Source organism: Paludibacterium yongneupense DSM 18731 (assembly GCF_000422925.1).
Classification (GTDB): domain Bacteria; phylum Pseudomonadota; class Gammaproteobacteria; order Burkholderiales; family Chromobacteriaceae; genus Paludibacterium; species Paludibacterium yongneupense.
This window is the reverse complement of record NZ_KE383957.1, coordinates 282,956-296,569: the sequence shown is the minus strand read 5'-3', so window position 1 is coordinate 296,569 and position 13,614 is coordinate 282,956. Positions and strand designations below refer to the sequence as shown.

The following is a 13,614-nucleotide window of genomic DNA, read 5'->3' as shown; positions in this document are numbered from 1 at the left end:
ATGAGCGATTTAAAACATATGAGCGACGCGCAATGGCGCGCCCGGCTCAGCGACGAAGCGTACCGTGTCACGCGCCAGGCCGGCACCGAACGCCCGTTCAGCGGCGAGCACTACCTGCGGCGCGAAGACGGCGCCTACCACTGCGTATGCTGCGACGCCCTGCTGTTCGACGCCGGCACCAAATTCGATGCAGGCTGCGGCTGGCCGAGCTTCTGGCAGGAGGCCGTCCCCGGCAGCATCGTGCGCATCACCGACACCAGCCACGGCATGCGCCGCACCGAAGTGCGCTGCGCGAATTGCGACGCCCACCTGGGCCATGTGTTTGACGACGGCCCGGCGCCGACCGGCGAGCGCTACTGCATCAACTCGGTAGCCCTGTCGTTCCGCCCGGAATGAATCGTGCAGCAGTTCCCCCTGCATAGGGTGTCGCGCTTTAGCCTCCGGCGCCGGCCTTCTCGCACAGGACGACGCGGCGGATAGTCTTGATCCGGGCGGTGGCACGGCTGCCAGCCGCTGCCCCGGCGCGCCGCAAAGGAGCGATCCGCCGGACGGGCTTCCGGGTTCGTGCGAATGAAATCGAATTCCTTGCCCCCCGCACAGAGCACCGCCTGCCACACGCTTTCCTCGTCCCCAACCGCAGTCGCTTCGATTCTCAGCCGCCCTTCCCTCGCCCGTCATTGCCCGGACGCGTAAACGGAGCATAAAAACGATAGTGGCAGATACGTCGTGCCGCTCTCATTTCAGCCCTTGCGTCCCCCGCCTCCTTGACATGATTAAACACAAAACTATAACTTAAATAATATTGTGTTTAATATCTCTGCGCCGCCGTTCTCCCACGGGATGGCCGCGGCCGGCGTTTCTCGACAGGACATACGGTGTACAGCGAGCATAGAATACAAGCGCCACCGCTCCATCGATTCTGTCATCGGCGAGCGCTGATGGCGGGACTGATATCGATATTGCTTCTGCTGCACCCAATACCGGAGCGCCCTGCCCCGGCTGCCAAAGCCGACGAACGAACAATGGATGACAATATGCTGAATCGGGCACCGTCCCCTGTCGACACGACCCCGAAGCCGACGCTGCTGGCCTATTACAGAAGCACCTACGACAGGGAGTACGCACACTACGGCGATGAGTTCGCCCGAATGGCGGCCGCAGGCAATGGCGAGGATAGAAATTATTACACGCTGCAGTATGCGTTGATGGGCGCCCTCTCCCTGTACGAGGCAAGCGGAGATCGCCGCTATCTGTACCAGGCACTGAGCTGGGCCCGGGCGGAAATGGCCACCTGCACCCTCGTCGATGCATTCGGAGATTGCAACTGGTCGGGCACATGGCAGCCCGTTTCTTTTGATGCTCCCGACAAAATCGCCTACCAGCTCGACGACGTGCAAGGCATGACGCAGCTCGCGCGCCTCGCGTACCTGATCCTGACCCGCCCCGCGCTGGCCGATCTCCGTGCGCAAGGGATAGACATCTACCGCTTCGTCAAGGCACAGTGGCTGACGAAATGGCTGGACCACCGCGACAGTTGGCAGTGGTTTTACGCCGACATGAAAGACGAAGCCAAGGCCATCGACGACAAGACACTGATGCTAGGCGAGATCATGGCGTATATGGCCCGCGCGTCGGCCGCGCAACCGTCCGAATGGAAGGACGGCGTGCGCATGACCTCGTACGCCTCGCAGCTGGCCCGCGGGCTGCTCGACCACGACGGCGGCAAGCCGCGTTTCAGCCCGCAGGGGAGCGGACTGGGAATGGACATCGGCGTCACCTGGTCCGACGATGGCGACTGCGGCGCCACAGCCATCGACACCGCCCACGCCAACCGCTACCCGGCAGCCATGATGACTTTTCACGAGACCGGTTTTACCTTCGACCGCTCCATGCTGCGCGGCATTGCCGCTGGTTTTGTCGGCACCATCTGGAACGGCTCCCTGTCGAGTCCGGCCTTCAGCAACTACAGCAATGGCGATAACCGCTGTTTCCGTGAGCGGCCGCCCTGGGGCAATGGCGCGATCTACTTTGGCTGGAATCAGCTCGCTCAATACTCGTGGCCGATGCTTCATGTCGTCGATGCGACGCTCAGACAGATCGACGCCGGCACAAGCAATCCCTCACTCGACTATAACGGCAGCTCCTTCGGCATAATCGCCCTGGCCGGCGGCCTGGCCAAAGCGGTTGCGCTCGGGGATTACGGGCCGGCGCACTAGCCGCAGGCCGAACGGCGCGCTACTCGCTCTTGCCTGCCAGTTCGAGCAATACATCCACCTGCCGCTCGATGGCGTCCCGCACGGGGCGTTCCAGCTTCATCAGCCAGCGCCGGGGAATCGCGCCGACTCCGTCGCGCGCTCCGGCCAGCATGCCGGCCAACGCGCCATTCGTATCGGCATCACCACCGCGGTTTACCACTTGCAGCAGGCAATCTTCAAAACTGTCGCTGTTGAAAAAAACATGGAATACCGTCTGTACGGTGTCGACGACATAACCGGTGCACATTTTCGGGTACGGCTCGAAATTGAAAAGGCGCTGCTCCGAGACCAAGCCATCGGCAATCGCCCGCGCGCGGCTCATGCTGTGACCGCCGAGCAGGGTCCGCGTCATGTGCCCGAGGGCGAGCGCCGCCGCATCGGACAGCGGATGGTTATGGGTGAAGTGGCACTGTTCGAGCGTAAAACGGGCAAAGGCCTCGTCGTCGCCAAGAGTCAGCACGGCCAGCGGCAGGTTGCGCATGACCGCGCCATTGCCGGCATCGCCTTCGCTGAACGGAGACTCCAGGCTGCCATCCCGCAAATAGCGGGCAATGCCGCGGCGGCAGGTGTTCCCGATATCGACCGGTTTGCTGCGGTACCAGCCGAGGAAATGTTCGGCGGCGACAGACAGATTCCACCCACCCGCCTGCTCTATCGCATCGCCGAGCGCCAGACACATCTGGGTATCATCGGTCACCTGCCCCGGACGCAAGCGCAACCACCCCCCGCCGACCATGTCGCACAGCGTGCCATGCAGCATGCGAATCTCCTGCTCGGTAAGAAACTCAACCGGCGCTCCCAGCGCATCGCCGACGGCGAAACCGATGTATGCGCCGAGCACCCGCTCGCGCAAGCCGATCCCGCCTGCCCCCCCCGCGGGTAGCATGATCATGCTTCCTCTCCTCTCTCCTGATGGCGCAGGCTGACCCGCCTTTCGCCTTCAACCTCAGTAGTAGCTCATCCTGACTTGGTAGTCCCCGCCGAGCACCAGGTATTCACCCTCGCTGGACAGAACGGACCCCGACAGCAACCCGGCGAAGAATACGACTTTCACCAGCGGAACCCGGACTTCGAGGATGACATCGCCGAACTGCTCGGCGACTTCGCGCCGGGCGCTGAACGAGACCAGATTGTTCTGACGCACGACCGCCTCGCGCTTGCTGATACGTGAAACGATGTGATGCTCCTCGAAGTCGTTGACGCCGCGATACAGGGTCATGTGCGACTCGCCCGGAGCGATCCTCCGGGCAAGCATCCACTGGCAGAACTCATAGAGCATATCTAGTTGTAAGTGGATAGCATTATTGTGATAGCGGCCCGACATTTTTTCCTGCAGATAGCCCATCCATGCGGCCGAGGGGTAACGCCCGAGCGTTTGCTTGTGAAAAGTCGGGATCAGGCCGAACCGGCTCTCCACCCAGCCCTTCAGCACGGCGCCCTGCGGGCTGTTCGAGTCGAAGCCCCAACCTTGCAAGAGCAAGCGGTAATGCGAACGGTAACGGTGCACCCCTTGCCCATTCGGTGTCGGACCGATATCGAAGGCCGCCTCCATATACAGACGAAATGCCTCCAGGCAGCCCTCGATGCAGGTGGAATCGTCCAACATGCTCCACAAGGCCGGGCTGGTGTCTCTCGCGCCGCTGATATGCAGCGGCAGCGGGTGTTCGTTGAATGCAATACTGCCCAGCAATCCGGTGGGAATGCCGACAAGATTGGTGCTGTGTCCGACAGCAACGGTATCGATGGCGTCCATCCGGCAGGCAGAGCAATAACCGTTCCTTGTCCCCCGGACGCCCACATTAGCGGCTTCGCATGACGCGAGCGACGACTGTCGCTTCGAGGCGACACCCATTGATATATATCCAGACCGGTATTGACACCCGGCCATCGCGGGACGGGTCTCGAGCAGACAGGCTCGCGGCAGCCGTGGACGATGCCCGCCGTTGGCCGCGGCGATTAAACCCAGCCCCGCCATTTTGCAAAAAAGGCCGCCGCAGCGAACGTGAGTCCCCACGCCGGAGGCATGGCAGAACCCAGGCAGGACGGCAGAGCGGGCGTTCGCAGCGGATTGAAGCAGACCGGTCATGCGATATGGGTTGCGAATAAAATGGCCGCTGCAGCGCCGCGCCCGGTTCGCGAAACCCGGGACGCCAGCCCCCCCCACCATCTTGCCATTCTCCATAACCATATAGTTGAAATGGTTTTTTAAGAAATGAAGTCCTTTTTCACACAAAGAACGACCAGGCATCAGCTGGGCTGAGCCCGCCGAACAAGGCTACGGACAATTACCCTTTACCTCCCCCTTCCGCAAGCCTTACCTCATCAAAGCAGGCATTGCATGTTTTTATTTTTATCTTGAAACTTATTAAAAAAACAAAATTTGTGGGTGTATATTTATTTATCTCGCAGTGGCCATTTCAATTAAAAAAAAACATCGCACCGCCAGGTTCAATGCACCAGAAAAAAACATGAAAAATCGTTGCAAGGCAAATAGGTCAAGAAGGCTGACGACAAGACATAGCATGCTTTTCAAACCCAAAAGCACATCTGTCCATATCGTTTGAAAACCCTGCATTCCCTTATAAAAACTCAATTGAAAATAATCGGGGTGCGTGGTAGCGTTTACGAAGTTTTTATGGAGAAAACTACGGGTGTAGCCAGTAGCCAAAAGATCAGGGGGTCGCAAACTCTCCTGGGCGACCGCGGCGGCAATCCCGCCAGCGGGCGCTTTATATTTGTGGGAGGCAAACCTCCCCGGTATCGGTTCAAAGCGAACAGGTGTACCCATGATCGCCGTCTGGAACCCCGCCCACAGGGAAGCATGCGGGTCCAGAGACTCGGGGATACGACCGGCACCAGACTGGGGGCTGGCGGTCCGGGCGTCTTCGAGGATGTGCGGTTCAGTTTTTACCCATCCTTCGGACACATCATCAAATGAAAGTCGATCAAGCAAAATACCCCGGCATCCCCTGTGTCATCCATGGCAACGGCGCAGTGGCCCATGTCATGAATCATGTCTGCGGCGGCGTCATCGGTTACCCTATCACCCCCTCCACCGAGATCGCCGAGTTGTTCGAGGCCGCCCGGGCCGACGGCAGCATGAACGTCTGGGGCAAGCACCCGTTTTTCTTCAGCCCGGAGGGCGAGCATTCGGCGCAAAGCGGGGCGCTGGGTGCGGCGCTGACCGGCGGCCAATACATTTCGAACGCCTCGTCCAGCCAGGGTATCCTGTACGCGCTCGAATCCCATTACGTCACCGTCGGCAAAAAAGTCGGCGGCTTTGTCCTGCAAGTGGCGGCACGCGTCGTCTCCAAGCATTCGCTCAACGTCATGGCCGGGCACGACGATGTCTACGCACTCTTGTCGTCCGGTTACACCATCCTGTTCGGCGCCAACCCGCAGGAAGCGGCCGACCTGGCCGCCATCGCCTACCGCACGGCGGCGCTGTCGCTGATCCCGGTCGCCAACGCGATGGACGGTTTCTCGACCAGCCACATGCTCAGCGGCGCGCGAATGCCGGAACCCGAGCTGCTGGCCGAATTCATCGGCGACCCGGCGGCCTATATCAAGGCGCCGACGGTGGCGCAAGAGATGCTGTTCGGCTCCAAGGGTCGCGTGGCACAGCTCAAGACGTATCTGGCGCGGCATGGCGACGACATCGCCGCGCCCGGACGCACCAGCCTGGACGCCTACCTGGACAGCCATGACAGCGCCATCGAGGACGACGCGGCCGGTGCGCTCCTGGCGCCGACGCTGGAGTGGCTGCCTGCGGAGTTGCACGCGCCATGGCGGCGCCAATGGCAGAATGCCCATGCCAAAGGGACCCGCCAGCGGGTGCCGGCGCTGGTCGACATCAATAACCCGGGCTTGACCGGGCCGGTACAGAACCAGCCCGACTTCCAGGCAGGTTCGGTCGATCATCGCACCCATTTCGCGAGCGCGGTGCCCGCCCTGGTGCGCGAGGCCATGGCCGAGTACTCGGAACTGACCGGTCGCCGCTACGCGCCGGTGCATACCTTCATGTGCGATGATGCAGAAACCGTCATGGTCGGTCTGGGCTCGGTGACCGACGATGTCGAAGCCGTGGTCACGTATCTGCGCAGCAAAGGCCAGAAGGTCGGCCTCGTCGCGATCAAGCTGCTGCAGCCCTTCCCCGAAGCGGAGCTCGTTGCCGCACTGAAAGGCAAGCAGGCCGTGACCGTGCTGGAACGCTCGGACCAGACCGCGCTCACCAGCTTCGTCACCCAGGCCCTGTTCAAGGCCCGCGAAAACGCCGATCAGCCGCGTCATGCGGGCATTCCGGCCCTGGAAGCCATGCCCAGGCTCACCACGGCCATCTTCGGTCTCGGTGGCCACGACTTGCAGCCCCGGCACCTGATCGCCGCGTTCAGGAATATGGTCGACGGCAAGGGCGCACCGCTGGTCTACCTCGGTTCGCAGTTTTTCTCCCGGGATGCCTCGCCGCGCATGGCCGAGTTGCAAGCCCGCCTGAAGGCGGCCTACCCCGAAACAGAACTGATGGCGCTGGATACCGAAGATAATCCGCGCCTGCTGCCTCCCACTGCTTTCCGCGTCCGCTTTCATTCGGTCGGCGGCTACGGCACCATCGCCTCGGGCAAGCTGCTGACCGACATTCTGGCCGGCGTGCTCGGCATGCATTCGAAGTCGGCGCCTAAATACGGCTCCGAAAAAAGCGGCGCACCGACCAACTACTACATCACGCTGAGTCCCGAGCCGATCAAGATCACCAATGCCGAGCTCGAAGACGTCGAGATCGTCATCTCGCCCGACCACAAGGCATTCAGCCACACCAACCCGCTGCACGGACTGGCCGCCGGCGGCACCTTCATCATGCAGTCGAACGCCACCCCGGAAGAAGTGTGGCAGGACCTGCCGGAAGCCGCGCGCAAAACCATTCGCGACAAGAAGATCAATTTCTTCGTGATCGATGCCTTTGCCGTCGCGAGCAAGCATGCACCGACGCCGGAGCTGGCCACGCGCATGATGGGCATCGCCTTCATCGGGGCCGTAGCGGGCCATGTCCCGCAAGTGTCCGCCGGCGCAGATGCGGCGGTCATCCTCGACAAGGTACGCAAGCAGATCAGCAAGAAATTCGGCGCCAAGGGCGCTGCCGTGATCGAAGGCAATATGGAAGTCATCTGCGAAGGGATAGAAGCCACCCGCCGCATCGACTATGAATCCGCCGCCTTTGCCGGGCTGGAAAGCCGCCCGGTCGCCATTCCCATCGCCACTGTGTCGCTCTCGGCCGCCATGTGCCAGACCGCCGGTTCTTCCAGCTGCGGCGGCCTGTTCGACCGCGACTACTACGAAGACATGGTCGCGGCCCCCTTCCGCAAGGGGGCGCTGGGCGAAGCGCCGGTATTGCCCGGCACGGGTCTGTTCATGCCGGCCGGCACGGCCGGCTCCAAGGACAAGGGCCTGTTCCGCCGCGTGGTCCCGCTCTTCGACCCGGAGCAATGCACGGGTTGCATGGAGTGCACGCTGGTCTGCCCGGATGCGGCGATACCGAATACGGTGCATGAAATCCATGACGTACTGCTGACCGGCATTCGCAAACTGGATATCGGCGAAGCCCAGCGCGAGGCGATGCGCGCACGGGTCTACGGCATCGGCGAGGCCGTGCGCGAGTCCTACCGCCATAGCAAGGATGGCGGGGCCTTCCACGAACGCGTCGCCGTGGCCGCCGCCTCCATCCCGGCCCCGTCGGCCACCCTGCTCGGCAACTTCAGCCGCCTCGTCGATTTGCTGGCCGCCTACCCGGTCGCCCGCACCCGCCCCTTCTTCGATGCGATGGAAAAAACGGGCGTCGGCGGCGGCGGACTCTATGCCGTGACCGTCGACCCCTGGAAATGCACGGGCTGTCTCGAATGCGTCGATGTCTGCGGGCCGGGTGCACTGGTCGCCCACGAGCAGAGCGCGACGCTGCAGACGACCTTGCAGGGGCGCTTCGACTTCATGAGCGCCCTGCCGAACACCCCCGCCCGTTTCGTCGACGACGCCATCGAGCCGGGAGGCGAGATCAAGCGCCTGCTGCTCGATCACGACAACTACTACTCGACCACCGGTGGCCACGGCGGCTGTCGCGGCTGCGGCGAAGTGACGGCGATCCGCCTGGTCATGGCGACCAGTCACGCGCTGTCCAGCAAGCGGCGGCGAGAACACATCGCCGAACTGGAAACGCTGATCGCCGGGCTGAATGCCAAGCGCGCCGCACTGGCGGCGACGGAAACCGAACGCGCGCACCGCATAGACGGCTTCATCGCCACGCTCGAATCGCGGCTCTACCGGTACGAGAGCGGGCCGACCGGCAACGGACCTTCCGGCACCGTGATAGCCAACAGCACCGGCTGCAGCAGCGTTTACGCCTCGACCTTCCCTTTCAACGCCTACAACGACCCCTGGGTCAACAGCCTGTTCCAGGACGCGCAGCCGCTGGCCAAGGGCATCTTCGAAGGCATCTCGGCGCAGACCGTGCCCGATGTGCGTGCGCTGCGGCTCGCCCGGCTCGAACTCGACGATGCCTACGAGCCCGAGGTGCACGACAGGGAGTTGCGCTATCTCAACTGGGGCCAGTTCAGCAAGAAAGAACTCGGGCTGATGCCGACGGTCATGACGATAGGCGGCGATGGCGCCACCTATGACATCGGCTTTGGCGCGCTGTCGCGCATCATGGCGAGCGGCACGCCGGTCAAGGTGCTCGTGCTCAATACCGGAGCCTATTCCAACACCGGCGGCCAGGCCTCCACGTCGAGCTTCCTCGGCCAGGATGCCGACCTCGCGCGCTTTGGCAGCGCGCACCACGGCAAGCATGAGTCGCGCAAGGAACTCGGGGTGATCGCCTCCTTCCACCCCAACGTGTTCGTGTGCTCCACCAGCACTGCGCTGCAGGGACACTTCCTCAAGAACACGATGGCCTTCCTCGGCTATAGCGACGGGCCGGCGGTACTGGACGTTTACACCCCCTGTCAGGGCGAGCATGGCATCGCGGACCGCGCTTCGGCCCACCAGTCGCGACTCGCGGTAGAGAGCCGGATGAACCCGGTATTCGTGCACGACCCGCGGCGCGGAAAGACGCTGCACGAGTGGTTCTCGCTCGAAGGCAACCCCGATCCGGACAAGACCTGGACCCGCACCACGCTCGAATACATCGACGCGGACGGCAAGCTGCAGTTGCTTGAAATACCGCTGACCCCGGCCCACTTCGCCATCGGCGAAAACCGCTTCAAGAAACAGTTCCGCAAGCTGGCCGGCGACGAAGCCGGTCTGGTGCCGATCGAAGAGTACATCGATCTGAGCGCGGAGGCGCGCAGCGGCAAGACGCCGTTCATCTACACGACCGATTCGAAAAAGCGGCTGCAACGCCTGGCCCCGGCCAGCCACGTGGTCGAACTGGTGGAGGAACGCCGCCGCAACTGGCAGCTGCTGCAATACCTCGATGGCCAGCATGTCGCCCGGTTGAGTGCCGAACATCGCGCCAGCCTGGACGCACTGCAAAGCCAGTTGCGGGACTCGGTGCAGCAACGCGATGCATCTCTCGACTCGATCGCCCGCGCGATGGCCGATCTGGCCGCTTCGAGCAAAGCGCCGACCGCCGGCACCATCCCCATTCAGCCTGTGGCGGGCGGCTCCGCTCCCGCTTCCGCCCCCGTTACGGAGAACAAGGGTGCGGCAAGACCCTTGGTGATCTTCGATGAAGCGGATCAGGCGAAGTGCACCAATTGCAACACCTGCCATCAGGACCTGCCGGAGCTGTTCGAGAAGACCCGCATCGTCGTTGACGGAGAAAGCCGCGAAGTCGCACGGCTGATCCCCGGCGCGCTGGAGCGGATTGTCGCCACACCGGAACTGCTCGCACGCATCAAGCGGGTGTCGGCCAACTGCGACGCGGAGATCATTCGATGAGCACCGAATCCATGCCTTTCAACCAGGACGATCTTCAACGCTATCTCGATGCGCGCAATGCGATGGAGAGCACGCGTTCGCAGATCGAAGACCTGGAACAGTCCGAAGCGGTCGGCATCTTTCACAAGCAGCTCGCGCTTTTGCGCCGCCGCCTGCTGAACGAGCCCGCCGCGTTTCGCGACATGTTCATCGCCGATGGCACGCACGCGATCGTCTGGGAGTTTCAGCAGGACGAACTGAGCGCGGGCTTCATCGGCACGATGTGGGACCTGATGCTGCGCGACGACGACACCAGCAAGCTGCTGATGCGTTTTGTCTGGGACGTTCCGCTCAAGCTCAAGCGCAAATTCATCCGCGCCATCGATCTGCACCTGTCGGATCGTTACCCGCTGTTCAAAGGACTGTCGGAGAACTGGCCGGCCGAGAATTGCATCCCGCCATACATGCGCGACGCGGAAGAGCGGTCGCACGACTTCGGCCTGGTGAATCAGGGCTACCTCGGCTATATGAACCTCGGCTTCACCGCGCGCGAAGTCGAGATGTTCGTCTGGCTGGAAGCCTTGCGCGACAAGCAATGCGACGAGAAGCCGTGCGAGCTCGGGCTGCGCGTCGCCGGACGCGCCGAACCCAAAGGCGGCTGCCCCGTCAAGATCCACATCCCGCAGATGCTGGAGCTGCTGGGCACCGGCCGCTTCCGCCAGGCGATGGAGTTGATAGAGAACTGCAACCCCTTGCCCAATGTCACCGGCCGCGTCTGTCCGCAGGAACTGCAATGCCAGGGGGTCTGCGCTCATCAGAAGCAGCCGATCGAGATCGGGCAGATCGAATGGTATCTGCCGCAGCGCGAAAAAATGAACAACCCGGATGCTTTCGCCACCCGCTATGCCGGCTTTCCCGATCCGTGGCAAAAAGCGGACAAGCCGCCGGTCGCCGTCGTCGGTTCCGGCCCAGCCGGTTTGATCAATGCCTACCTGCTGGCGTCGGAAGGTTTTCCGGTCACGGTCTTCGAGGCATTCCATGCGCTCGGCGGCGTCCTGCGCTATGGCATCCCCGAGTTCCGGCTGCCCAACGAACTGATCGACGATGTCGTCACCAAGATCAAGCTGCTCGGCGGCAAGTTCGTGTCCAACTTCGTGGTCGGCAAGACGGCGACCATTCAGGACCTCAAGCAGGCCGGCTTCTGGCGTATTTTCGTCGGCACCGGTGCCGGCCTGCCGCGCTTCATGAACGTGCCGGGCGAGCACCTGCTCAATGTCATGTCGGCCAACGAGTTTCTGACCCGGGTCAATCTGATGCAAGGCCTGCGCGAAGACTATGAAACGCCGCTGCCGGAAACGCGCGGCAAGCGCATCATCGTGATAGGCGGCGGCAACACCGCCATGGACTCGGCACGTACTGCGCGCCGTCTGGGCGGGCTGGTCACCATCGTCTACCGGCGCACGCAGGCCGAAATGCCGGTGCGGGTCGAGGAGTTGCATCACGCATTGGAAGAAGGCATCGAACTGAAAGTGCTGCGCGCGCCATACGAGTTTGTCGGCGACGAAAAAACCCACTTCGTCACCCACGCCTTGCTGGACATCATGGCGCAAGGCGAGCCCGACGCCTCGGGTCGGCGCAGCCCGGTAACGACGGGCAAAACCGAACCGATGGCCGTGGACCTGGTGATCATGGCGCTCGGCAATACGCCGAACCCCATCATCAAGGACTCGGAGCCCACGCTCAAAACGACCAGATGGAGCACCATCGAAGTCGGCGGCGGTTCGCAGCGCACGTCGGTCGAAGGGGTGTTCTCGGGCGGCGATGCCACCCGTGGCGGTTCGACCGCCATCCGGGCGGCGGGTGACGGCCAGACCGCCGCACGCGAAATCGTCGGCGATATCGATCTGTCACCCGACGCAATCCGTGCGCTCGTCGCCGCCGCCGGGCATTACACCGACCTCGGCGCGGCCCCGCAGACCATCCTGAACAAGGTTGAGCTGGCGGGCGGCATCGTGGAGTTCACCGTACATTCGCCGCTGATTGCCAGAACGGCACGCGCTGGCCAGTTCGTTCGCCTGCTGGCCTGGCCGAACGGAGAGTTGATCCCGCTGACGCTGGCAGACTGGGATGCAGAAGCCGGCACCATCTGTCTCGTCATACAGGGGGTCGGCAGCAGCAGCATCGAGATCAACAAGATGGTCGTCGGCGAGGCCTTCGCCGGCATCGCCGGACCGCTGGGCCTTCCCAGTGCACTGCACCGCTACGAGGGCGAAAAAACGGTGGTCTTCACCGCCGGCGGCGTCGGATTGCCACCCGTGTACCCGATCCTGCGCGAGCATTTGCGGCTCGGCAACCATGCGACGCTGATCTCGGGCTTCCGCAATGCCAGCTTGCAGTTCTGGACCGGCACGGACGAGCGCATGGGCCGCCTCAAGACCGAGTTCGGAGACAAGCTGGATCTTGTCTACACCAGCAATGACGGCAGTTTCGGCATCAAGGGCTTTGTGACCGGCCCCTTGAAAGACATGCTGGACGCCAATGCACAGGGCTCGGGACGCGAAGTCGCCGAAGTGGTGACCATAGGGCCGCCGCAGATGATGCGTGCCGTCAGCGACCTGACGCTCGCCTATGGCGTCAGGACCGTGGCCAGCCTCAACTCCATCATGGTGGATGCGACCGGCATGTGCGGCGCCTGCATGGTGCCGGTGACCGTGGACGGCAAGATGGTGCGCAAGCATGCATGTGTCGACGGCCCGGAACTGGACGCGCATATCATAGACTGGGACAAATTCCTGCCGCGCTTCAATCAATTCAAGAAACAGGAGCATGAAAGCCTGGAACGACACGACCTGGCCTGACCGAGGGCCGGGGAAGCGCACCTCCCCGGCCGTGCACGGTGCGGCACTCGACCTGACGGGGCGGTCATGTGACCACCCCGTCGGGGGCATGCGCCCCCGGCATCAGTCGCGCATGAATCCGGCAACTCCGGATGCCCGGGCAGTTGCGCCAGGCGGAGTGCCAATCCCGGCATACAAGCGAAAAGGGCGTCCCATATCGCGCAAAATCCTCAGCGGTGTATCTGGTTCCGTGCCGTCGTTCAATCCCTCCTCCCAAAGCCGGGATGAAGCGAACCCTGGGCGACGAGCCCACACGCCCCCCCGGCAGCCAACTGACTGCGCGGGGGGGAGTTAAAACGGTAGGAGACGGGAACTTCGACGCCTGTCTCGTTAGCGACTGAGACAAAGGTCGCCCCCCACCTTCTCCTTGTGCCGCCTGGCGGTCCGTTTCAGCCCGCTATCCAGATCTGCATCGCCATGATCGAAGCCCTTCCTGTCGTGCCTGTCGTCAAGCGGTAGAGCCAGCATCGTTCTCTACGATGCCAGACACAAATAAATCCGGATGCCCACTTTATGCCCCCCATGGCGGAACCCCTTAAATCGGCGGCAGTCCCATTTCG

The 13,614-nt window shown here is 62.7% G+C and carries 7 protein-coding genes; 4 read left to right on the top strand and 3 right to left on the bottom strand.

Going from position 1 to position 13,614, the window contains the following annotated elements; translation table 11 throughout:
- Positions 1-396 (top strand): peptide-methionine (R)-S-oxide reductase MsrB, encoded by a 396-nt coding sequence (gene msrB / locus G520_RS0115870; RefSeq protein WP_028536506.1) that lies wholly within the window; start codon positions 1-3, stop codon positions 394-396.
- A gap of 638 nt (positions 397-1,034) precedes the next feature.
- Positions 1,035-2,216, top strand: coding sequence for a hypothetical protein (locus G520_RS0115865; protein ID WP_156876991.1), 1,182 nt, complete (start codon positions 1,035-1,037; stop codon positions 2,214-2,216).
- A gap of 19 nt (positions 2,217-2,235) precedes the next feature.
- Here the strand turns inward: G520_RS0115865 and draG are convergent, their stop codons facing one another.
- The 3 genes from draG to G520_RS0115850 form a co-directional block, all read right to left on the bottom strand.
- The gene (gene draG, locus G520_RS0115860; protein WP_211222851.1) at positions 2,236-3,147 is read right to left on the bottom strand and encodes an ADP-ribosyl-[dinitrogen reductase] hydrolase; all 912 of its coding nucleotides are present in this window, start codon (positions 3,145-3,147) and stop codon (positions 2,236-2,238) included.
- A 54-nt stretch (positions 3,148-3,201) separates the two neighbouring features.
- Entirely contained in the window at positions 3,202-4,008 is an 807-nt protein-coding gene (locus G520_RS0115855; RefSeq protein WP_028536503.1) for an NAD(+)--dinitrogen-reductase ADP-D-ribosyltransferase, read from the bottom strand.
- 645 nt (positions 4,009-4,653) lie between these two features.
- A complete protein-coding gene (locus G520_RS0115850) occupies positions 4,654-5,208 on the bottom strand; it encodes a hypothetical protein (protein ID WP_156876990.1) in 555 nt (184 codons plus the stop codon).
- On the opposite strand from G520_RS0115850, the gene G520_RS0115845 reads away from it, so the two are divergent.
- Together G520_RS0115845 and G520_RS0115840 are read left to right on the top strand one after the other, a co-directional pair.
- Complete coding sequence (locus G520_RS0115845; protein ID WP_028536501.1) at positions 5,190-10,178, top strand: 2-oxoacid:acceptor oxidoreductase family protein; 4,989 nt, start codon at positions 5,190-5,192, stop codon at positions 10,176-10,178. The two genes, G520_RS0115850 and G520_RS0115845, sit on opposite strands and share 19 nt — an antisense overlap.
- The gene (locus G520_RS0115840) at positions 10,175-13,015 is read left to right on the top strand and encodes a sulfide/dihydroorotate dehydrogenase-like FAD/NAD-binding protein (RefSeq protein ID WP_028536500.1); all 2,841 of its coding nucleotides are present in this window, start codon (positions 10,175-10,177) and stop codon (positions 13,013-13,015) included. Before G520_RS0115845 ends, G520_RS0115840 begins: the two co-directional genes overlap by 4 nt.
- The last annotated feature ends 599 nt before the right edge of the window (positions 13,016-13,614 follow it).